This is a genomic window from Pseudomonas sp. NyZ201 (genome assembly GCF_049860765.1).
Classification (GTDB): Bacteria; Pseudomonadota; Gammaproteobacteria; order Pseudomonadales; family Pseudomonadaceae; genus Aquipseudomonas; species Aquipseudomonas bharatica.
This window is the reverse complement of sequence record NZ_CP187557.1, coordinates 1,015,562-1,039,314: the sequence shown is the minus strand read 5'-3', so window position 1 is coordinate 1,039,314 and position 23,753 is coordinate 1,015,562. Positions and strand designations below refer to the sequence as shown.

General features: G+C 64.2%; 10 protein-coding genes. 6 read left to right on the top strand and 4 right to left on the bottom strand.

All coding sequences use genetic code 11. The features are described from left to right. Window positions 1–105 precede the first annotated feature (105 nt). Entirely contained in the window at window positions 106–16,377 is a 16,272-nt protein-coding gene (locus ACPFMA_RS04795) for an autotransporter-associated beta strand repeat-containing protein (protein ID WP_425930573.1), read from the bottom strand. A 641-nt stretch (window positions 16,378–17,018) separates the two neighbouring features. Here ACPFMA_RS04795 and ACPFMA_RS04790 point away from each other — a divergent pair. Then, on the top strand, window positions 17,019–17,456 hold the full coding sequence (locus ACPFMA_RS04790; RefSeq protein ID WP_425929770.1) for an acetyltransferase: 438 nt from the start codon (window positions 17,019–17,021) through the stop codon (window positions 17,454–17,456). An 82-nt stretch (window positions 17,457–17,538) separates the two neighbouring features. Here the strand turns inward: ACPFMA_RS04790 and ACPFMA_RS04785 are convergent, their stop codons facing one another. Beyond that, a complete protein-coding gene (locus tag ACPFMA_RS04785; RefSeq protein ID WP_425929769.1) occupies window positions 17,539–17,850 on the bottom strand; it encodes a DUF3077 domain-containing protein in 312 nt (103 codons plus the stop codon). 103 nt (window positions 17,851–17,953) lie between these two features. Here ACPFMA_RS04785 and ACPFMA_RS04780 point away from each other — a divergent pair, with 103 nt between their 5' ends. Continuing rightward, complete coding sequence (locus ACPFMA_RS04780) at window positions 17,954–18,202, top strand: helix-turn-helix domain-containing protein (protein ID WP_420058555.1); 249 nt, start codon at window positions 17,954–17,956, stop codon at window positions 18,200–18,202. Here ACPFMA_RS04780 and ACPFMA_RS04775 read toward each other — a convergent pair. Both ACPFMA_RS04775 and ACPFMA_RS04770 read right to left on the bottom strand, forming a co-directional pair. Continuing rightward, entirely contained in the window at window positions 18,189–19,250 is a 1,062-nt protein-coding gene (locus ACPFMA_RS04775) for a hypothetical protein (RefSeq protein ID WP_009402721.1), read from the bottom strand. The two genes, ACPFMA_RS04780 and ACPFMA_RS04775, sit on opposite strands and share 14 nt — an antisense overlap. Before the next feature lie 118 nt (window positions 19,251–19,368). After that, window positions 19,369–19,818, bottom strand: a complete 450-nt coding sequence (locus ACPFMA_RS04770; RefSeq protein ID WP_425929768.1) for a tautomerase family protein — start codon at window positions 19,816–19,818, stop codon at window positions 19,369–19,371. 95 nt (window positions 19,819–19,913) lie between these two features. Here ACPFMA_RS04770 and ACPFMA_RS04765 point away from each other — a divergent pair, with 95 nt between their 5' ends. From ACPFMA_RS04765 to ACPFMA_RS04750, 4 genes are all read left to right on the top strand, one after another. Then, a complete protein-coding gene (locus tag ACPFMA_RS04765; protein ID WP_425930572.1) occupies window positions 19,914–20,879 on the top strand; it encodes a GlxA family transcriptional regulator in 966 nt (321 codons plus the stop codon). 252 nt (window positions 20,880–21,131) lie between these two features. Further along, the gene (locus ACPFMA_RS04760; protein WP_420058553.1) at window positions 21,132–21,398 is read left to right on the top strand and encodes a hypothetical protein; all 267 of its coding nucleotides are present in this window, start codon (window positions 21,132–21,134) and stop codon (window positions 21,396–21,398) included. A gap of 309 nt (window positions 21,399–21,707) precedes the next feature. Beyond that, window positions 21,708–23,063 carry a tyrosine-type recombinase/integrase gene (locus ACPFMA_RS04755; RefSeq protein WP_425929767.1) on the top strand — a complete coding sequence of 452 codons (1,356 nt, stop codon included), beginning with the start codon at window positions 21,708–21,710 and terminating at the stop codon, window positions 23,061–23,063. Between the two features lie 10 nt (window positions 23,064–23,073). Then, a complete protein-coding gene (locus tag ACPFMA_RS04750) occupies window positions 23,074–23,667 on the top strand; it encodes a hypothetical protein (protein ID WP_425929766.1) in 594 nt (197 codons plus the stop codon). Window positions 23,668–23,753: the final 86 nt, after the last annotated feature.

Below are 23,753 nucleotides of genomic sequence, written 5' to 3'. Positions count from 1 at the left end.
CCTTGGGTGGCGAGATGAAACCGGGACAATACAGCAATTTGGTGATTTGACTTGAGGGCCTCATCGCTGGCAAGCCAGCGATGAGGCCCTCGAGTCAGACGCTTGTCAGAACTCCATGCTGAAGCTCACGGTCACCGCGTTGTCGCGGCTTTCGCTGGCCAACTGGCCGGAGTAACCCACGCCCACCTTGCTCATCGGGCCGACGTTCATGTCGACACCCAGCTCGACCACCGCTGCATCCTTGGCGATCGGTACACCGGAGTTGCTGAACCCGGCACCGCCTTCGATGAAGCGCAGGTCCGCGTCCGGCTTGGTGTCGCCGAAGGCATGCCGCCAGCCGAGGCTGCCGCGTGGCGTGACGGTCGCGCCGTTATCCAGGGTGAACGACTTGCCAACCCGCAGGCCGACGGTGGAGAACACGTTGTCCTGCTGGGTATCGCCCTCCAGGCGCCCTGCCCCGCCTTTCTCGCGGGCCTTGTCGCTGTCGTAGTTGACGTAGGCCAGGCCGGCGAACGGCTCCAGCGCCACGCCGTTGCCTGCATCGATGGCATAGCCCACTTCACCGAACACCTGGGCAGTGCGCGCCTTGTAGCTCGATTTCAGGCGTTCGCTGTAGCTGCCGGCCTCGACGTAGCGCTTGCTGTCGATGTCGTGCCAGGTGTAGCCGGCGCCCAGGCGTGCGGCGAGGGCGTCCATCTGGTAGCTCAGGTAGGCCGCCAGGTGGTAGCTGTCCACCGAGGCGTCCTGCGGCTTGCCCTTGGCGCTGATGCTGCTGTTGGTGTAACCGGCAGCGATACCGGCGCGCAGCTGGTCGTTGAGGTCGTTGTCGAAACCGATCAGGAAGCCGGACAGGTCGCGCTTGACGTTGGCCGCATTGTGGCCGCCGTCGTAGTCACCCCAGCCGCCCACGGCACGGATCCAGCCTACCCCTTCACCGCCGCAACCACGACCGGTGGTCTGCTGGTTGCTGTTGGGTGCCAGGGTGCGGCGCGGGTCCTGCTCGTCGCTGCAGCCGGCATCGCGCATGCGGTCATTGACCGCGTCGCGGATGTAGCGCGAGTCCTCGATCAGCACGGTCGCGGTGCTGGCGTAGATCTCGCCGGACAGGCTTTCGAACGCCGCCACCGCATCGCCGGCACTGGAGCCAATGATGGTGCTGCGCAGGCTGGCCGGCGCCGACGCGCTGTCCAGGGCCTGGGCCACTTCACGCTGGTTGTCGGTCTGCGCCACGCTGGCGAAGGCGGTGCCGTTGCGCGCCACGTTCAGGGTCACGGCGTTGGCGCCATAGTTGAGCGTGGTATCGAGGAACGTCAGGTTGTCCAGGTTGTTGCTGGCAAAGGTGCCGTTGACCCCGCCGGTAGCCGACACCAGGGTGTATTGGCTGTCGCCGGTGTATCCGCCAAGGTTGCCCACCTGCAGGCTGCCGCCCAGGTTCGCCGTGCCACCCACGTTGAGGTAGTTGGTGGTCGCCGGCGACAGGCTCACGGCCAGGGTGCCGTCGGCGGCGTTGGTGAAGTTGCCCGCCACACTCAGGTTGGCGCCATTGGCACCGGTGGCGACGGTGCCATGGTTGTCCACCGAGCCGACGCTACCGGTGCCGGTCAGGCCGGCGCCATTGGCGACGGTGACCTGGGCGCCGAACACGGTGCCCGGGTTGGCCGCATTGCCCACGGTCAGGCTGCCCTGGTTGACCGCGAAGGCCCCGTTGAACGGCTGGCTGCCGACGATCAGCAGGTCGCCGGTACCTTGCTTGACGATGCTGCCGTTGCCGCTGAGGATGCCGCGGAACTGGCCTGCGGTGGCCTGCTCGAACACCAGGTTGGCGTTGTTGGCGATGTTGCCTTGCAGGCTGGTGGTGTTACCCATCAGCGTGCCGCCACTGACGGTGGTGCCGCCGGTGTAGGTGTTGGCGCCGGTAAGTACCAGGGTGCCTGCGTCGAGTTTCTCGATACCACCGGTGCCGACCAGCGGCGCCGAAATGGTTGCGGTGCCGGTACCGACGCGGATCGCTGCCTGGCTGCCGCTGGCCGCCAGGGCTCCGCCCGCGCCTGCACTCAGGACATAGCCATCGGTCAGGAACTGCATGCCGGTGAAGGTCTGCTGGCCTTCTACAGTGACCGAGTACAGGGTGTTGACCGGGGCCGGGCCGCCGAACACCGCGAACTGGTTGGCCCAGGCGTTGCTGGTGGTGCCGGTGGTGTTGGTCCAGTTGCTACTGCTGCTGTTCCAGGTACCGCTGCCACCGCTGATGGTGCCGTCGGCCGCCGTCTTGCTGCCGTTCCAGAACTGCAGGGCGGTGTCGCTGCCCACCACCAGGTTGATCTGGTTGGCAATGGCCGTCTGCAGGGTCAGGTCGGCCGGCAAGGTGGTGCCCGGCAGGCTGCCGTACACCAGGCCGTTGTCGGTGACGCTGCCGCCGTAGGTGAACAACTGGTACACGCCAAGGCCGAAGCCACCGGCATTGCTGATGTTCAGCGTACCGTCGAGCACCAGGTTGCCCGCCACCGACACCAGGGTGGTGGAACCACCTGGCGCACCGAGGTCGAAGTTCAGGTTGCTGCCGGACGACAGGTTGAGGTTGCCCACGCTCAGCGGTGCGGTGGCGCTGCCGGCGTTCAGGTTGGCACCATCGGCGATGGTGACGGTGCCGCTGTAGGTGCCGCTGCCGCCCAGGCTGGCGCCGCTGGCGACCTGCACGTTGGCGCTGGCCAGGGTGCCGTTGTTGACCAGGCTGCCGGCGCTGACCAGGGTATTGCCGGTAAAGCCGCTGTTGCCGGTGAGCAGCAGCCGGCCAGCGCCGAACTTGGTCAGGGTGCCCGAACCGGTGAGGCTGCCGCCGTAGGTGCCATCGGTATTCTGCGCGAAGGTCAACGCGCCATTGTTAAGGATCGCGCCCTGCAGGCTGGTGGTGTCACCGGTCACGCTGCCGGCGTTGATGGTGGTGCCGCCACTGTAGTTGTTGGCACCCGCCAGGGTCAGCGAACCGTTGCCGTTCTTGACCAGGCTGCCGGTGCCGCTGATGACGCCACTGAGGCTGGTGTCCTGGTTGCCGGCGAGGGTCAGCTGCGAGGTCAGGTTGATTGCATTGGCCAGTTGCAGCGCGCCCGTGCTGTCCAGCACGGAGGCGCCGGTCACGCTGAGGCCGCCGCTGCCCAGGGCGCCATCGTTGCCCAGGGTCAGGCTGCCGCCGTTGAGCACGGTGCCGCCGCCGTAGGTGTTGATGCCGTTCAGGGTCAGGTTGGCGTTGCCGTTCTTGGTCAGGCTGCCGCTGCCGCTGACCACGCCATCGAGGGTCAGGGCATGGCTGCCGCCGATGCTCAGACCGCCGTTGAGAACGGTGTTGTTGGCCAGGACCACTGCGGTGTTGCTGTCCAGGGTGGTGCCGGCGGCGGCGGTCAGGTCGCCGCTGCCCAGGGCCGCGTTATTGCCGACCACCAGGGTGCCGCCGTTGAGTGCGGTGCCGCCGGTGTAGCCGTTGGCACCATTGAGCACCAGGGTGCCGCCATCCACTTTGGTCAGGGTCCCTGCGCCGTTGATCGCTACGCCCAGGGTCGCGGTATTGCCGCTATCGACCCGCACGTTGGTGGCGCCGGCGCTGGTAAGCAGTTCACCGCCGATGCCGCCGTTGAGGGTGTAGCCGTTGCCGGCGAACTGCAGGCCGGTGATGGCATGGCTGCCGTTGACCGTAACGGTACCGCCCGTGCCCTGGAACACCGCGAAGGTATTGTTCCAGGCCCGGTTGAGGGTGCCGTCGGCGCTGGTCCAGTTGCTGTTGGTGCTGTCCCAGACACCGAAGCCGCCCTGTACCGCACCGTTGCCGACCGTCTCGCTGCCATCCCAGAACAGCACGTTGCTGGCGCCGCCGACCACCAGGTTGACCTGGTTGCTGACGGCGGTCTGTACCAGCACGTCTCCCGGATTGACGGTGCCCGGCAGGCTGTTGATGGTCAGGCCGTTGTTGGTCAGGGTTCCGCCGTAGCCGGCCAGGTGGTAGACACCGGCGCCAAAGCCGCCGAAATCGGTAACGTTGAGGTTGCCGCCCAACGTCAGGTTGCCGGCGACGCTGATCAGCGCCGGATCACCTGCGAGCGCTGCGCCCAGGGCAGTGTTGAGGTTGGATCCGCTGTCCAGCACCAGCGAGCCGACGTTGAGGGTATTGCCGCTCTGCAGGTTCAGGTTGCCGCCGCTGGTCACGGTTACCGCGCCGGCGAGGTCGCCGCTGCCGCCGAGGTTGGCCGCGTTGCCGACCGAAACCGTGGCGCTGTCGAGGCTGCCGTCCACCACCAGGCTGCCATTGCTGATGGTGGTCGCGCCGCTGTGGCTGTTGCTGCCGGTCAGGGTCAGGGTGTCGATGCTCACCTTGTCGATAAGGCCCGCGCCGCTCAACGAGCCGGCGAAGGCACCACCGCTGAGGGTCAGGGTGTTGCCGGCGGCCACGTTCACGTCACCGCTGCCTTGCAGGGCGCCGAGGTTGGTGTTGCCGTTGAGGTTGAGCAAGGCCCCGCTGCCGAGGTTGATCTGCGCCGGGTTGCCCAGGGCGCCGCCGTTGGTGGCGGTCAGGCTGCCGGAAAGGATGTTGAGGATACCGGCGAAGGTATTGGTACCGCCCAGGGTCAGGTTGGCCAGGCCGTTCTTGTTCAGGGTGCCGTTGCCGCTGAGCACACCGTTGAGGGTCAGGTCGTTGTTGCCGGCGACCGAGAGCGTGCTGTCGACCTCGACATCGTTGGCCAGCACCAGGGCGCTGGTGTTGTCCAGTAGCGTGGTGCCGGTGATGCGCAACGCGCCGCTGCCCAGTGCCAAGGCATTGCCCAGGGTCAGGTCGCCGCTGTTGACGGTCACGCCGCCGACGAAGTTGTTGGCGCCATTGAGGGTCAGCTTGCCAAGACCGTTCTTCAGCAGGCGGCCGTTGCCGGAGATCACGCCGTTGAGGGTCAGGTCATTGCTGCCATCCAGGGTCAGGTCGGAAGCGCCGGAAGCCAGCAACACGTTGTTGGCCACGGCCATTGGGCTGCTGTTATCCAGTTGGGACGGCCCGGTGACGGACAGGGTACCGCTGCCCAGCGCCCCGGCATTGCCCAGCCTGAGTTGGCCGGCTGCCAGGTTCAGGCCTCCGGTAAAGGCATTCAGCCCGTTGAGGGTCAGGGTGTTGGCGCCCAGCTTGGTCAGGCTGCCGGCACCGTTGATCGGACCGCTCAGGGTCAGGTCGTTGTTGCCCAGTACCTGGAGGTTGCCGGCCAGGTTGACGGTGTTGCCCAGGGTGACCGCACCGAGGGTGTCCAGCGTAGTGCCGTTGGCCGCGGTCAGCGCGCCAGCGCCCAGCGCACCGTCGGTGCCGAGGACCAGGCCACCGGCATTGAGGGTGGTGCCGCCCAGGAAGGTGTTCACGTTGCCCAGGGTCAGCACCCCGGCGCCGTTCTTCACCAGGCCGCCGTTGCCGCTGACCACGCCATTGAGGGTCAGGTCGTTGCTGCCGGCCAGGTTGAGCTGGCCGGTGACGGCCACGGCGTTGCCGATGGCAACCGCCGTATTGCTGTCCAGCGTGGTGCCGGTGGCAGTGCTCAGCGCCCCCGTGCCCAGGGCGTTGTCGTTGCCAAGCACAAGGGTGCCGCCGCTCAGGGTGGTGCCGCCGCTGTAGCTGTTATCACCGTTGAGCACCAGGGTGCCGGTGTCCAGCTTGTTCAAGGTGCCAGTGCCGGTCAGCGGCAGGTCCAGGGTCGCCGTGACGCCAGCGTCGGTACGAACGGCGAAGTAGGTGCCGTTACGGTTGTTGATATCCAGCGAGCCATTGGTGCCCGCCACCAGTTGGTAGCCATCGGTCATGAACTGCATGCCGTTGACCGACTGCGGGCCATCCACGGTGACGGTGCCGGTAGCGCCCATGAACACCGCGAACTGATTCAGCCAGGTATCGTTGCTGAAGCCGTCGCCGAGCACCCAGTTGCTGGTGGTGGCGTCCCATACCCCGCTACCGCCTTCGATCAGGCCGTTGTTGGTGGTATCGACACCGTCCCAGAACTGCATGATCAGGTTCGGCGAGTTCACCAGCAGGTTGACCTGGCCGGCGAGGCCGGTCTGCAGGGACAGTTCGGTAACGTCCACGCCGTTGGGCAGGTTGCCGAAACCGATGCCCAGGTTGGTCAGGCCGCCGCCGTAGGTGAACAGGCGATAGACACCGTTGCCCAGGGCACCGGCGTCGGCGATGTTGATCGAGCCGCCCAGGGTCAGCGCGCTGGCGACATTGAACAGCGAGGTGCCGCCGGTGACCGGCGAGCCGAGGTTGAGGTCGAGGTTGCTGTTCTGCGACAGCACCAGCGAACCGAAGCTCAGGGTCTCGCCGCTGTTGCCCACCAGGGTACCGCCATCGGCGATGGTGGTGGTGCCGGCGATGCTGCCGGTACCGGTCAGGCTCGCGCCGGCATCGACGTTCACACCGCCGATCCCGTTCAGCGCACCGGTTACCTTCAGGGTGCCCGCCTTCACGTTGTTGACGCCGGAGTTGGTGCTGGTACCGGACAGTTCCAGTACACCGGCGCCGAACTTGTCCAGGCCGCCGTTGCCGGCCAGCGAGCCGGCGAACAGGCTGTCCAGGTTGTTGCCGGCCACGCTCAGGCGTCCGGCATTGGACAGGTTGAGCTGGCCGGCACCGGTCAGGCTGCCGATGGTGATATCGCCAGCAGTGGTCAGGCCGCCGCCGGCCGCCAGGTTGGCAGACGCCAGGGTGTCCAGCGAGTTGGCGGCGATCGCCGTGATGTAGCCGCCCAGTACGTTGACGCTACCGGTGAAGGTACCGGCGGACAGCAGCAGCACTTCATCGCTGCCGGTCTTGGTCAGGGTGCCGTTGCCGCTGAGCGCGCCGGCGAGCTGGAGTTCGTTGTTGGTCTCCAGGGTCAGGTCGCCGTTGACCGCGACGGCATTGCCGAGAATGCGCAGTTGGTTGTTGCGCAGGGTGGTGGCGGCATTGGCGGTGATCGCGCCGCTGCCGAACGCGGCGTTGTTGCCGATTACCACCGTGCCACCGTTGAGTACCGTACCGCCATTCCAGGTGTTGACGCCGTTGAGGGTCAGGGTACCGGTGCCGGCCTTGGTCAGGCTGCCGTTGCCGGCGATGACGCCGCCCAGGCTCAGGTCGTTGCTGCCGCCGACCGTCAGGCCGCCATCGAGCTGAACGCCGTTGGCCAGGGCCAGGCCGTTGTTGGCTGCCACCAGGGTGGAGGTGCCGCCGACGGTCAGGTTGCCGGAGCCGAGCGAACCGTTCTGGCCGACCGCCAGGGTGCCCTGGTTGAGCACGGTACCGTTGGTGTAGGTGTTGTTGCCGCTCAGGGTCAGGGTACCGGCACCATTCTTGACCAGGCTGCCACCGGTGCCGGCGAGCGTGCCGGCCAGGGTCAGGTCGGAACTGCCGCCTACGGTCAGGGCGGCGAGCAGGTTGAAGTTGTTGGCCAGGGTCACGGCCGAGGTGCTGTCGAGCCTGGCGATGCCGGTGTTGACGGAGCCAGTACCGAACGCGGTATTGCTGCCAACGGTGGTGGTGCCACCGAGCAGGAAGGTGTTGCCGGTATAGGTGTTGCTGCCGGTCAGCAGCAGGTCGCCGGTGCCGGTCTTGGCCAGGTTGCCGGTGCCGTCGATCACACCATTGAGCGCCAGGTTCTGCGCGCCGCTGAGGGTCAGGCTGCCGACCAGGTGCACCGCGTTGCCCAGGCTGGCGCTGACGGTGTTGTTGAGGATGCCGCCGGCGGCGGTCAGGGCGCCGTTGCCCAACCCGGTCTGGGAGGCCAACGTCAGGGTACCGGCATTCAGGCGCACGCCACCGCCAAAGGTATTGTTGCCACCCAGGGTCAGCTCGGCCAGGCCGTTCTTGACCAGGCCGCCGGTGCCGGTGATGTTGCCGTTCAGCGTCAGTGCGTTGCCACCGCCGAGGGTCAGGGTGTTGCCGCCCAGGGCGATGGCGTTGGCCACGGCGATGCCGCTGTTGTTGGCCGCATCGAGGAAGGTTCCGGCGCCAGTGACGTTCAGGGCGCCGTTGCCCAGCGCCGTGTTGTCGCCCAGGCGCAGGGTGCCGCCGGCCAGGCTGGTGCCACCGCTGAAGCTGCCAGGGCCATTGAGGGTCAAGGTGCCCGCGCCGGTTTTCAGCAACGCACCGGTGCCGCCGATGGCGCCGTTGAGGGTGATGTCGTTGCCGCCGTTGAGGGTCAGCAGCGCCGCGAGGTTGACGGCGTTGCCCAGGTTGATGGCCGTGCTGCCGGCCAGGGTAGAAGCGCCACCAACATTCAGGCTGCCGGTGCCGATGGCCTCATCGTTGCCGAGGGTCAGGGTGCCCGCGTTGAGGTTGGTCGGGCCGGTGTAGCCATTGGCGCCGGTCAGGGTCAGGTTGCCCGCGCCGTTCTTGGTCAGGCCCCCCGCGCCGTTGATCACGCCCGCCAGGGTCAGGTCGGAGGTGCCGGTGAGGTTGAGGTTGCCGCCGAGGTTGACCGCGTTGTTCAGCAGGGTCGCAGCGAGCGTGCCGAGGGTTACGCCGTCGGCGGTATCCAGGCTGCCGGCACCCAGCGCGGTGTTGCTGCCGACCACCAGGGTGCCACCGCTCAGGGTGGTGGTGCCGGTATTGCTGTTATTACCGGTCAGGGTCAGCACACCCGCGCCGCTCTTGACCAGGCCGCCCGCACCATCGAGGGTGCCGGCCAGGGTCAGGTTGTTGCTGCCGAGCACGTTCAGGCTGCCCGCCAGGGTGATGCCGTTGGCGAGGCTGAGGGCGGTGTTGTTGTCGAGCGCCGTGCCGTTTGCGGCAGTCAGCTGGCTGCTGCCCAGGGCCGCGGCATTGCCGACGACCAGGGTACCCGCCGCCAGGTTGGTCGCACCTTGGTAGGCATTGGCGCCATTGAGGGTGAGCACGCCACTGCCGACCTTGTTCAGGCCGCCGGTACCGGCGATCACCCCGTTCAAGGTCAGGTTGGCAGTGCCCGGCAGGGTCAGGTCGGCACCGAGGTTGACGGCATTGCCCAGGGCAACGCCGACGCTGTTGTTCAGGCTGGCAGCACCCGTCACGTTCAGCGCGCCGCTGCCCAGCGCGGCACCGTTGCCGACGGTGATGGAGCCGGCCGCCAGGGTGGTTGCGCCGCCGAAGGTATTGAGACCGTTGAGGGCCAGGTTGCCCGCGCCATTCTTGATTAGCCCGCCTGCGCCGCTGACCACACCGTTCAAGGTCAGGTCGCTGGTGCCGGCCAGGGTCAGGCTGTTGCCCAGGTCGATGGCATTGGCCAGGGTCAGCGCCGGGCTGTTGTCCAGGCTGACACCCGCGCCGGCTACGTGCAGGGCGCCGCTGCCGAGGGCGGTGTCGTTGCCCAGCACCAGCGCACCCGCATTCACCGTGGTGCCGCCGACGTAGGCGTTGGCGCCATTCAGGGTCAGGGTGCCGCTGCCGTTCTTGACCAGGCTGCCGCCACCGGTGACCAGGCCGTTCAGGACCAGGTCGTTGCTGCCGGTCAGGTTGAGCGCACCGAAGGTACCGATGTTGTTGCCCAAGGTGACCGCGGTGTTGCTGTCCAGGGTGGTGTTGGCCGCAGTGACCAGGGTCCCGTTACCCAGCGCAGCGTTATTGCCGACCACCAGGGTGCCGCCATTGAGCACGGTGCCGCCGGTGTAGCTGTTCGGGCCGTTGAGTACCAAGGTACCGCCGTCGACCTTGTTCAACAGGCCGCTGCCGGTCAGGCCGAGGTTGAGGGTCGCGGTGGCGTTCGGATCGACACGGAAAGTGGTATTGCCGCTGCTGTTGTTGACCAGTTGCAGCGCGCCCGGGCCGTTGAGCACATAGCCGTCGGTGGTGAACTGCATACCGGTGAGCGTTTGGGTGCCATTGACCGTGACCGTGCCACCCGGGGTCTGGAACACCGCGAAGTTGCTGCTCCAGTCGCGGTTGCCGGTGCCATTGACCGTGGTCCAGTTGGTGCTGGCCGCATCCCAGGTACCGCTGCCGCCCTGGATCACACCATCGTTGGCAGTGCCGGTGCCATCCCAGAACAGCACGCTGCCATTGGCGCCGCCCACCAGCAGGTTGACCTGCGCGCCGATCGCGGTTTGCAGTTGCAGGTCGCCCGGCTGGACGCTGCCCGGCACGCTGCCGATCACCAGGCCGTTGTCGGTGAGGGTCCCGGTGTAGTCGATCAGGCGATAGATACCGGCACCGAAGCCACCGATATCGCTGACATTGAGGTTGCCGTCGAGGGTCAGGTTGCCGCCCACCGAGAGCAGCGAAGTGCCGCCGGTGGATGGCGAGCCGAGGCCCACATCGAGGTTGGAGTTGCCATTGAGCACCAGCGAACCGACGCCGAGCTGCGCACCGCTGTTCAGCGCCAGGTGGGCACCGTCGGCGATATTCACCGGGCCGGCGATGCTGCCGCTGCCGGTCAGGGTCGCGCCGGTATTGACCTGCACCTGGCCGCCGGCCAGGGTGCCGCTGACGTTCAGCACGCCGCCATTGACCTGGGTATTGCCGGTATAGGTGTTGCTGCCGGCCAGTTGCAGGCTGCCGCTGCCGACCTTGACCAGGCTGCCGTTGCCCGAGATCGCACCGCTGAACAGGCCGCCGAGGTTGCCGCTGCCGACGCTCAGGCTGGTGTTGTTGCCCAGGGCGATCGCACCGCCGCCGTTCAGGCCACCGATCGTGGCGCTGGCGCCGAGGTTGAGTTGCGCGCCGGTGGCGACATTCACACCCGAGGTATTGCCCAGCGAGCCGGTACCCAGGGTGGTCAGGCTGCCGGAGAGGATGTCCACCGTGCCGGTGAAGCTGTTGCCGCCGCTGAGGATCAGATCGGCGCTGCCGGTCTTGACCAGGCCACCGCTGCCGCTGATCACGCCGCCCAGGTTGAGGGCGTTGTTGCCGGTCAGGGTCAGGTCGGCGCCAAGGTTAATGCCGTTGCCCAGCGCGAAGGCCGCGCTGTTGTTCAAGGTGGCCGCACCGGTGACGTTCAGGTTGCCGTTGCCAAGGGCAAGGCCATTGCCCAAGGTCAGCGTGCCGGCATTGAGCGTAGTGCCGCCGAGGTAGGTGTTGACGCCGTTGAGCGTCAGATTGCCCGCACCGCTCTTGACCAGGCCGGCCGCGCCGTCGATGACGCCATTGAGTGTCAGGTCGCTGTGGCCGGTGAGGTTCAGGTTGGCGCCCAGGGTGACGTTGTTGGCCAAGGCAAGCGGCGAAGTGTTGTTCAGGCTCGAAGCGCCGGTAACGGTCAGGCGACCGCTGCCGAGGGCGCCGGCATTGCCGAGGGTCAGGCTGCCGGCGCTGAGGAAGGTGCCGCCGCTGAAGGTATTGACCCCGGTGAGGCTGAGGTTGCCCTGGCCGTTGGCGGTCAGGGAGCCGGCGCCGCTGAGCACGCCGCTGAGGGTCTGGTCGGCGCTGCCGCCCATGCTCAGCGCGCCATTCAGGGTGATGTCGTTGCCCAGGTTGATGACACTGAGGCTGTCGATCGTGCCCGGCCCGGTCACGGTAATTGCGCCGCCACTCAAAGCCTGGCTGTTGCCCAGCATCAGGGTACCGCTGGCCAGGGTGGTGCCGCCGCCATAGGTGTTGGCGCTGTTCAGGGTGACGGTCGAGGTGCCCTGCTTGGTCAGGCCACCGCTGCCGGTGACCAGGCCATTGAGCGACAGATCGGCGCTGCCGCCCAGGATCAGGCCGCCGTTGAGGTTGATCTGGTTGTTGATACTGACGGCCGTGGCGGCCTTGAGGATCGCGTTGCCGCTGGCGTTGAGCACGCCGAGGCCGAGCGCGGTGTTGCTGCCCAGGCTCAGGGTGCCGCCGTTGAGGTTGACCGGGCCGGCGAAGCTGTTGTTGCCCGAAAGGGTCAGCGTGGCGCTGCCGGTCTTGGTCAGGCCACCCGCGCCGGCAATGTCGCCGGCCAGGGTCAGGTCGCTGCCGCCGAGCACGTTGAGGTTGCCGGTCAGGGCCACGGCGTTGGCCAGGCTCACCGCCTTGTTCGCATCCAGCGAGGCGCCAGCGCCGGCAGTCAGCGTGCCGCTGCCCAACGCGGTATTGGAGCCTGCCACCAGGGTACCGCCGGTCAGCAGGGTACCGCCGCCGTAGGTATTGGCGCCGTTCAGGGTCACGGTGCCGGTGCCGGTCTTGGTCAGGCTGCCGAGGCCGTCGAGCACGCCGTTGAGGGTCAGGTTGGCGCTGCCCGGCAGGGTCAGGCCGGCATTCAGGTGCACGGCATTGGCCAGGATCTGCGCGCCGCTGGTGGTCAGGCTGGACGCGCCGGCGATGGTCAGGTCGCCACTGCCGATGGCTCCGGCGCTGGCAATGTTGAGGGTACCGGCGTTCAGCGTGGTACCGCCGAGATAGTCGTTGGTGCCGCTCAGGGTCAGGGTGGTGTTGCCGCTCTTGACCAGGCTGCCCGTGCCGGTGATGGGACCGCCCAGGCCCAGGTTGCCGGTGCCGCCGACGGACAGCGCGCCATTGAGGATCACGGCATTGGCCAGGTTCACCCCGGCCAGCGCATTGAGCCCCGTGCCGTCCGCCGCGATCAGGGTGCCCGAACCCAGCGCGTTCTGGGCGCTGATCGCGATGAGACCGGCGTTCAGCAGGGTGTTGCCGCTGAACCCGGCGTTGACGCCGCCGAGCAGCAGGTTGCCTGCGCCGTTCTTGATCAGGTTGCCGCTGCCGCCCAGGCTTCCGTTCAGGCCCAGGTTGTTGCTGCCGGCGAGGGTGAGGTCGCCATTGAGCGTGACCTGGTTGTTGAGGATGACCGAGGCGCTGTTGTCCAGCGTTGCCGGCCCGGCGACGGTCAGGGCGGCGAGCCCCAGCGAGGTGTTGTTGCCAACCACCAGGGTGCCGGCATTGAGCTGGCTACCACCCTGGAAGGTATTGGCACCGCCCAGGGTCAGCACGCCGGCGCCATTCTTGGTCAGCCCGCCGCTGCCGGTGACCAGGCCGTTCAGCGCGAGGTCGGCGCTGCCGCCGATGGTGAGGTTGCCGCCCAGGTTGACCTGGTTGGTCAGGGCCACGGCCGTACTGGAATCCAGCGCGGTATTGGCTGCGGCATTGAGCAGGCCGATGCCGAGTGCAGTGTTGCTGCCCAGCACCAGCGTGCCGCTGTTGAGGTTGGTCAGCCCGGCGTAGTTGTTGTTGCCGCTGAGGGTCAGGATGCTGGCGCCGTTCTTGTTCAAGCCGCCGGTGCCGCTGATGTTGCCGGTCAGGGTCAGCGGGTTGCTGCCGCTCAGGTTCAGTTGGCCATTGACGCTCAGGGCGTTGCCGAGCGTCATTGGGCCGGCGGTATCCAGGGTGGTGCCGGCGGCGGTGCTCAGGGTGCCGCTGCCCAGGGCGCTGCCGTTGCCCACCGCCAAGGTACCGGCGGCCAGCACTGTGCCGCCGCCGTAGGTATTGACGCCATTCAGGGTCAGGGTGCCGCTGCCGGTCTTGTTCAGGCTGCCGGTGCCGTCGATGACACCATCGAGGGTCAGGGCGTTGCTGCCGACCGGCAGGTTCAGGACGGAGTTCAGGTGGACATTGTTGGCCAGCGCCAGCGCAGTGGTGCCCACCAGGGTGGACACGCCGCCGACGGTGATATCGCCGCTGCCGATGGCGCCGGCGTTGCTCAGGGCCAGGGTACCGCCGAGCAGCGTGGTGCCGTTGTAGGTGTTGGTGCCGGTGAGGGTCAGGTTGGTCGGACCGACCTTGACCAGGCTGCCGGTGCCATCGATCAGCCCGCTCAGGGTCAGGTCGGCAGTGCCACCGACGTTGACTGCACCGTTGAGGGTGATGGCCGTACCGAGGTTGAGCGCGGTGTTGGCGTCCAGGGTACTTCCGGCATTGGCCAGCAGCCTGCCCGATCCCAGCGCGCCGGCATTACCGACGACCAGGCGCCCGGCGTTGAGCTGGGTATCGCCGCTGTAGGTGTTGGCCGCGTTGAGGATCAGGTCGGCCGTGCCGTTCTTGATCAGGCCGGCGCCAGCGACACCGTCGATCACACCATTCAGGCCGAGGGCCGAGGTACCGCCGATGGTCAGGGTGCCGGCGAGGTCCACGCGGTTGAGGATGGAAACGGCGGTGTTGGCATCCAGGGTGGTGTTGGCTGCGGCGGTCAGCCGGCTATTGGGGTTGCCCAGCGAGGTATTGCCGCCAAGGACCAGGGTACCGGAGTTAAGACGGGTACCACCGACATAGGTGCTGGCGCCGCCGAGGGTCAGGGTCGCCGAGCCGTTCTTGGTCAGCCCGCCGTTACCGGAGATGCTGCCGTTGATGGCCAGGTCGTTGCTGCCGGCGAGGTTCAGGTTGCCCAGCAACTGAACGGCGTTGTTGATGGTGCGCGAGGCATCGCTGTCCAGCGTGGTGTTGGCCGAAGTCCGCAGGCTGCCGATGCCGATGGCGGCGTCGTTGGCGATCACCAGCCTGCCGTTGGTCAGTTGCACGACGCCGTTGTAGCTGGCGTTGGCGCCAGCCAGCGTGAGGTCGCCAGCGCCGCCCTTGATCAGCGAACCGGTGCCGCTGAGCACGCCGCCCAGGGTGGTGGCGGTGCTGTTGGTCAGGGTCAGGTTGCGGGTCGCCAGGTTGATGTTATTGGCGAGCGAGAGCCCGCTGGCATCCAGGCTGGAGTTGGCGCTCAGGGTCAGTTGACCGGTGCCCAGGCCGGTAGCGTTCTGCAGGATGAGGGTGCCGCCACCCAGCGTCGAGTTGCCGGTGAAATCGTTGGCACCGCTCAGGGTCAGGGTATTGGTCCCGGCCTTGTTCAGCCCGCCGGTACCGGAAATCTTGCCTACCAGGGTCAGGTCGTTGCTGCCGGTCAGAGTCAGGTTGCCGTTGAGCTGGATCAGGTTGGTCAGGGTCTGGGCGGTGCTGGTGTCCAGCGCCCCCGTGCCGCCGACGCCGGCAGTGATGGTACCGCCGCCGGTGGCCCCGGCGTTGGCCAGGATCAGCTTGCCGGCGTTGATGTTGAGGCCGCCACCGAAGTTGTTGGCGCCGCTCAGGGTCAGGTCGGCGGTGCCGGTCTTGGTCAGCGAGCCGGTGCCGTTGATCGCCCCGCCCAGGGTCAGGGCAGCGCCGCTGTTCACCGTCAGGTTGGCGCCGTTGAGCAGGATGGCATTGTTCACGGACAACGCGCTCGAGTTCGCCAGGGTGCTGGCGCCGGTGACGTTCAAGCCTTGGGCTCCAAGCGCCGCGGCATTGCCGAGGGTCAGGGTGCCGGCGGCCAGGGTGGTGCCGCCGCTGAAGTCATTGGCACCGCTGAGGGTCAGGTTGCCGGTGCCGGTCTTGGTCAGGGCGCCGGCACCGGTGAGCACGCCGGACAGGACCAGGCCATTGGCGCTGTTGCTGACCAGCAGGCCATTGGTACCGAGGGTGATGCCGTTGCTCACCGTGGCACCCGCTACCGCAGCACCGAGGCCGCCGCCGTTGGCGGTAATGGTTGCGCCGGTGAGGGCCGCGCTGTCCACATTGAGCAGGCCGCCGTTGAGCGTGACCGCCGGGTTGACGGTGCCGCCCGCGAACAGTTGGTTGGTCAGGGACCAGGTACCGCTGGTGATATTCAGGTTGCTGAAATTGACGTACTTGCTGCCGTCGATGGTGCCAGAGCCCGTCAGCCCGACGCCGCCACCGATGGCGTTATGCAGATTGAGCGTGTTGCCGTTGTTGGCGGTACCGCCGTTGACGATACCCGCCGCCACGTAGGCGAGGCCAAGGCCGCCGAGCACACCCAGATCGACGCCGACCCCCGCCCCGCCGCTCATCACGGAACCGGTGATGGCATTGAAGGTGTTGGCGCCGGCACCGGCACCCAAGTTGATACTGCCGGTGACCGTACCGGCGTTGGTGAAGGTGTTGCCTGCGGCCGACGCCTGCATCGCCACGCGGCCGGTGATAAGGCCGGACGCATTGTTGGTCAGCACGTTCCTGGCCCCGCCGCGCAGCGCGATCACGGCCATGTCTTCCGGCAGTACAGCGGCGCTGAGCAGCGCAGCGCCGCTGATCAGGCCGGTGTTATTCACCGTGGTGGTGCCGCCCGCGCCGTTCTGCACCACCAGGCCGATCCCGCCGAGGCCCAGCAGGTTTGCTCCGAGCAGGCTGGACGTGCCCATGATCTGGCCGGTGGAGAGGTTGTTGACCAGCACCGTGCTGCCAGCGGCATTGCTGAGGTTAAGACCGGAAGCCAGGGAAACCAGGCCCGGCAGCAGCGAAGGGTCGATACGCCCGGCGTTGTTCACGGTAGTGCCGGTACCGGTGAGCGACACCGCATTGACCGTATCGATAACGCCAGGATAGATCTGCGCGCCGTTCTGCACGTTGACCGTCAGGTTGCTGGTCGAGGTGACCAGGCCCACGGTGATGCCAGTACAGGAAATTGTCGAGCCGACTGTTGTACACAGGGCCTGCGCCTGTGGACTGAAGAATCCGGAAACCATCCCGGCTGCCGCCATGCTGACGGCCAGCGGCAAGGGTGCAAAACGAGCGGTAAAGGTTTTCTTGGCGAATCTTCTGTCCACGTGCGACTCCTTCGTGGATCAGGCAAATCCGTCTCTGAATGCGTGCTAGAGCTTTGAGGAACTACACACACTGCATGTCGAAAAGCCTGACCTTGGCGAATACAGGTTCCATATGGGGAGAGATTTGTAGCCAAAAAATTGGATCCACGCCGGACAATTCGTACACGCGCTTAGTATTAATTCTTTAGTGATAACCCCTATGAACATGGGGTGAAACCGAGGTGTCATGCGGGTTTTAGCCGACGAACGGTAGGGGCTGAATGAAATTTCCTTCAGGCTTGTCGACTTAGGAAAGTATTTCAAAATGTTTCAAGGTGAACCCTTGATGAGCTTTCGAATGGCAAAACATTCGATCGGATAATCTCCATCCCGGCGAACGATCCAGACTCATTGACGACCCGATAGCCTTCTAAGTATCGTCCCGCCTCCCTCCTTCCCGGCCCCACTGTAGTGCACCGCCAGGCGTTGATTCGCGAAGCGGTCATCCATCTCGCCGGCACTTATGGCCGCCATTTACTGGCGAGCCTGGTTTTTCACATCAAGTGCACGAGGATGCTTTCATGCTCATTCGTCAGGCCACCAACGCCGACCACCCGCTGCTGCTCGACCTCTGGCTGCGCTCCGTTCGCGCCACCCACCACTTCCTGCAACCGTCCGACATAGACGCGCTGCTACCGCAGCTTCGTGACATCTACCTGCCTGCTGTCGAGTTATGGGTAGCGGTGGATGACCAGGACCTACCAACGGGCTTTATCGGCCTGAATGAAAACCATGTGGAAATGCTCTTCATCGAACCGGACCTGCGCGGCCAGGGGATTGGCCGCGCGCTGCTGGACCACGCCCGCCATTCGTGCAGCGGGCTGAGTGTCGATGTCAACGAACAGAACCCCGAGGCGGTGGGCTTTTATCTGCACTACGGATTCGTGCAGACCGGCCGCTCGCCGCTGGATGGCGAGGGGCGGCCGTTTCCGTTGTTGCATATGAGGTTGGGGGGCTGAGGCCCGTGTAAAACAAGAAGGCCCGCGTGGATGCGGGCCTTTTTTAAGATTTGATGCCAGCTTCATCCTGCCCAGCAGAAAATCAGTCTGCCTCCTTTGCCCCTCGCCCGTCGCGAAGCCCCATGCCCACATCATCGATAAGTGCCTTCACCTGCTCGCCCAGATAATGGGCTGCCCAGACCGGAGCGCCGCCTTCGTCATCCACGCCACCGATTAGGGTCAAGCGGTTGATGCAGTCCATCAGCACGGACGCCTGAGCCAGCGCCTCAGTGCTCGGTACTCCAGGATTCACACGGAACAAGGGCTCACTGACGGCAGTGCAGTTACTGAACGTAGCGATGCCAGCGGTGGTGTTTACCGGGCTGAAATTCATTCGGGAATTCATGATGCGCATCGACCTCTTCCGTGATGAGTGGCCGAGCCTACCAAAAACCCGTTTTGGGATAAACCTGTTTCAGGTTTATTAGGTAGGTCGGCTTATCAACCGGCACACCACGATGAAGACGATTCACACCGCTGCTTATCAACGCTTCCTTCTCCTGCTGGTCAAGGCACGGAAGGAGGCCGGACTCACACAACAGGAGTTGTCGGAGCGGCTGGGAAGGCCTCAATCGTACGTTTCCAAGTTCGAGCGGGGGGAACGGAGACTGGATGTGATCGAGTTTCTGGAGATCGCGAGGAGCCTGGGGAGTGACCCACACAAGATGCTCGAAGAGATTGTTTTTGTAATGCCTACAGATACTTGATCCTTTTCGGCATCGCCTTGCGACTCTGCTTCTCCCCCGGCCCCATCAACGGCACCGCATGGGAATACCAGTGCCGGCGAATGCCGTTTTCCGAAATCGGCGCCTCGTCCCACGGCCCGAGCCCGACGCAGAGAAACTCGAACAACACCGTGCTGGGATGCCCGAAATCACGCCCGAGCTGCTGGCCCAGCCCGCTGTAATAGGCGTGAATCAGCTCATGGGCCAGGCCAATGGCAGGCGGACGGCTGAGATTGAGCGGATTGCTGGCATAGGGATTCCAGCCGATCACGGATTCGGCACCATTGGCGGACGGTGAAACATCGCGCAGCGCTGCGAGGGTCGCGACCAGCGCATGGTTCTGCGCCCGCGGCGACAGGCGTGCCGGCAGTGGATTGCCAGCGATCCAGCCGGCGACTTCATGGAGCGTGATGCCGATGTTGTAGCCCCCGGCGTCAAGCGAGCGGCCCAGGGTCTGGTCATTGAAGTAGCCCTCGTTGGAACTGGTCCAGCGCAGGTAACGGCGGTCGGCCAGCAGCCCCCATTGGTTGGCGTACTGGCGGGCTTTCTCAAGCCGGGCGAAGAACCCCGTACCGGCGCCCGGCACCGCATCCAGCAGAAGCTCGGGAGAGCTGTTGATCATATGGGTCAGCCAGCTCGCCTGGGCATAGTGCGGAACATTGATGCGATTGAGCGCCGCCTGGGTGACGCCGCCTATCATGCTCGCCGGGGTCAGCTCCTCGGCCACCAGGTTCATCGCCCCACCGCCTCGCGTCGCCACCGTGTTCCCTCCCTGCGACGGCAGGATCGACACCACGCTGGCTGCCGACAACGGCAGCAGGATCTGCCGACCGGCCGGGGTCGCATGGATGTAGCGCAGCGCATCGCCGACCAGGCCGCGGAACGTCGCGGGAAAGGTCATGAACTGTGCCACGCCAGTCACCGGATGGTTGCCGATGTAGTTGTCATCCCCCGTCACCACCGCAATCCCCGGCGGACCCTGATGCCAGGACTGATCGGTTTCACGCCAGTATTCGACTGTCTGCACCATGGTTGCATCCTTGCTGGTGGGGGGCATGGAGATGGCGAAATAACATCGCATCCGGACCACCGATGGTTGTAGACGGCGCGGGCCCGGCAGTCAATCAGGGAAAGGGCCGGCACACCTTCTAGAGCCGAGGAAAAAGATGTCCGTAACCGGCGGCGCGAGTGAAGTCGCTCAGGCGCCAGAGACGCCCGTTCGCCCCCCATGTGCCATCGACGATGTCCACCAATTGAATCGACGTCATCAGCATCCGCTGATCATCACTTCCTCTGCATTGCTCGATAGCCTGGTGCAGGCCCGATACGTAATCCGCGCGCATCTGCTCGTCGAGGACTCCGGCCGGCACCTTGACCAGAACGATGCAGGGGATGGCCTGAGCGTGCACGTTCACACCACCACATAACCAGTTGGCAGCCTGGACCTCCTCGATAAGCACCCAGCACAGGCTACGCTGCCGCGGATCGTTGCCTATGCGCTCGTGCGCGATAGCCGCCTCGCTGACACGCTTCAACAGGTGTTCACGTTGCGCCGCGCTGAAAGCACCAGTAGGAACCTTGATAAGGATGTTGGGCATGGCTGAAACCTTGGCGATGAATTGAGCTTTATTTGGCCTGTCATTCGCTTCTGGCAAAAGTGTCCGATCCGTCCTTTTTCGAGCATAATCCGACAATGCATGATTTCACGATTGTGGTCGTACCCGGCGCATTCGCTTCTAGCGTGACCTCCACGCTGGACATCCTCGCCACCGCAGCAACCATCGCTGAACAGCGCGGCCTCGCCACACCGCGCTGGCGGATCTGCGGCCCTCAGCCTGGGCACGTGACACTCGGCCATGGCCTGGCGCTGCAGGTGGAACCGATAGAGCGGAGTGCCGAGGACAACTCCTGCTGGGTCATACCAGGCATAGGTATCAGTGATGTCGAGCACCTTGAAGAGCGCCTCGCGGAACCCTGGTCAGCGCCCTTCCTCACTGCGTTGACCAATCACGTCCGGAACGGCAAGGAAGTTGCCGCATCCTGCTCGGCCGTCTTTCTACTCCATGCAGCAGGGCTACTTGACGGGAGGCGGGTTACAACCTCCTGGTGGCTGGCTCCGTACCTGCAGGCCCATGCTCCAGGCTGCCGCGTAGACCCGGACTTCATGGTGCTGGCCGATCCCCCGCTAACCACAGCGGGCGCCGCCTTCGCGCAAACCGACCTGATACTGCACCTGCTGCGTCGGCGCCTTTCACCTGACATCGCTGACAGGGTGGGCAAGGCACTCCTGCTGGACCGCCGGCAACTGCAGTCGCCTTTCGTCATCCCCGCCGTGCTGGTGCAAGGTAATGCCCTGGTATCGCGCCTGACCGCCCAGATCGAAGACTCGCTGCCGGAGCTTACCGGCGTGAGGGCGCTGGCCGAGAGCGTCGGCATGTCGGAACGAACCTTGTCGCGCCACGTGCACAAAGCGACAGGGCACTCGACCCGACAGCTCATCCAGCGGGTGCAGCTCAACAAGGCAAGAGCGCTATTGGAATCCGGCCAATATTCTGTTGAGGAAATCGCGACACGGGTGGGCTATCGGGACCCAACGGCGCTTAGGCGTTTGATGCGTCGTCTGTTGGATGTAACTCCGCGGCAATTGCGTCTTGGTTGATTGGTTTGCAGGAGCGCTGGTTTTTCCGACTGCTGTGGGTCAGTGGAAATGGGAATCGGAATAGGGACGGATTTATTTCTCTTTGCTCCATCCAACCAGTAGTTCTAACTTCGCCCCCTCCTGACGGAGGAGAGAATAAATCTGCCCCTTTTCCCCTTTTCCCTGTCACTGGCGTTCGCGCCACCGAGCTGGCCTTGCTAGAAGCCGCAGAAGCGCTGTATCTAAGTGGGGCCACTTCAAAGGAGCTTAAACATGACGAAGTCATTCGAGCAGAGAGTCCAGGACGAGCTAGACAAGAAACCTCTGGGAAAGCGAGAAACCGATGTTCGGTTGACATTTCAAGAGGTCGAAACCCTGCTAGCTCTGTGTGAAGATGTGCCAATAGACGTAAAGCAATCTGAACTCTGGTGGCATATGAACAACTTGGAAGTAAAGCTGCTTGATGCCAAAAGCCGAATTCAAGGGGACGTCTATGGGGACGCGATTGATAACAAGGCAAAGGAAGAAAGGAAGAACTAGGCAGGCATTTGGCCAGAAAGGGGACAGATCTATTTTTGCCCTAAGCCCCTCCAGCCCCTAAAACCCAAAAAGGCCTGCATTCACTGCAAGCCTTGATTTTTCTGGTGCCGGAGACAGGAATCGAACCTGCGACCTTCGCGTTACGAGTTAGATGCTCTGGTGCTTCACCAATCTTTACCACCCTCTACAGACCTATGCAGAATGGGGCTTTCAGCTTAGTCTTGGCTTAACGAACCATCACCAAGATGGACCATTTTTGATAGCCCACGCTAGCCCAGCGCTAGCCAAGCGACTCAGGTTGAAGCCGCCATGAAGCTCAAGTTCACCAAATCCGCCCTGACAGCCATCGCACCGCCAGCCATCAATCGCCTGAACGTGTACGACACCGAGATACCCAAGCTGGTGCTTCGCATCACAGCAGCAGGCAGCCGCACCTTCTACGTGATCAAGCGCGTTTCAAGTGCAATGGAATGGGTCAAACTCGGATCATTCCCGGAGACGACTGTTGAGCAGGCTCGCATCAAAGCGCAGACAGTCCTGAGCGAGTTCGCCAATGGCGCCAACCCAGCAGCAGTTCGTCGAGCCATCCGGGAAGAACCCACCTTCCTGGAAGTGTTCACGCAGTACCTTTCTGAGAAGAAAAAGCGCGACGGCTCCCCGCTCAGCGAACGCACCAAGCGCGACTATACGGATGTGGTGAACATGTACCTGGCACCTATCCATGACAGCAAGCTGTCCCAGATCACACGGACCGAGATCAAAACGATTCACTCCAGAACTACGAAGAAGAGCCCTGCTCAAGCTGATCGCGCGATCATCGTCGTATCGTCGGTCTACAACTTTGCCGCTGATCTCGAACTGTTCACGGGCAGCAACCCTGCAAGCCGCATCCAAAAGAACCCCGCCCCATCGCGAGATCGATTCGCCTTGGGCCCGGAGCTTCCTTATCTGATGGAAGCCATCGCCGAGTCAGATCTTTGCGACTTCTTTTTGCTGTCACTGCTGACAGGCGCACGCCGCTCGAACGTGCAAGAGATGGCATGGCGCGACCTCGACCTCGACGCGGGCATCTGGCGTCTTGGTATGACCAAAAATGGAAGCCCGCAAAACGTCACTCTCTCCCCGGAGGCCGTGGCGACACTCAAAAACCGGCAACCTGAAAAGAAGGGCTCCAGCTTTGTGTTTCCAGGAACGGGGAAAACTGGACATCTGGTCGAACCGAAGAAGGCGTGGGCAACAGTGCTACGCCGTGCCAGCATGAGACGCTTGCTGGATCTGCTGGAGAAAGAGAACAAGCTGGGCACCGAAGAACGCCAGGCCGCTGACTTCGAACTTCTGACCGCTTCGGCAAAAGCAGAAAGGAAATACCGGGCACTGGCAGATAGCCTCGCCATAGACGCGGCTTTGTATGACATGACTGACCTACGCATTCACGATTTGCGCCGCACGCTTGGCAGTTGGCAGGCGAAAACCGGCGCCTCGCTGGCAATCATTGGCAAAAGCCTCAACCACAAGACTCATCAGGCAACGCAGATTTACGCCCGCCTTGACCTGGACCCCGTTCGCCAATCGGTCAATACAGCCACGCAAGCGATGCTGAAAGCAGCTGGCCTGAGGCGAGCTGCAGAGGTGATAAACCTACGTCGTAAACCAAGACTTAACTAATGGAAACAGAATGTCCATAACTGAAAAAATCATCGAGGGGCAGCAGAAACTCAAACTTCAACTCGCAGTGGTAGAGCTGCTGAAACAGGAGTTCTTGGGCTTTTTATGGACAGACAGCCCGGCGACTGAAGATGACCTGAAGGAGCGGATGGAGCGCCTCACTCCCGAGCTGGAGAAAGCGGGAGGGTTATCCCCAACACTTTTGTTCTGTCTCCTTGATGAGCTTGAGCAGAAAGCAATCTACGAAGTCAGCAAAGCGACCGCGCTGGCCCAGACCATTCGCCCCGACGATCTAGCAAAATATTTGCCGCAGCGGCTCATCCAGAACGCTCATGCTGTCCGAGACCACGCTTACAAGGAACTTCAATCGAAACAGGCTCGTTCGGCTGCAAGTCGCCCTCGCCTCACACGTAGCAAAGACAGACAAAGGGTTGAAGGAATACTGATAGAAAGGATCAAAAGCGGTCAACTCGAAGTCAACGACAACAAGAAAATCGTAAAATTCGCTGAAGAGATGTGCGAAAAGTACGAAAGCCTAAACCGCCCACAAACCGTCAGGGGCTGGGTTAAGGAATATCTGAAACAGCTAACGCCCTCGGTGTAACGACACGTCAGTCAACTTTACGGAACATAGCTCTGGTCAATCAATACATACGGGGCTTCATGCAGCCCCGCCTAGCTTACTGCCGT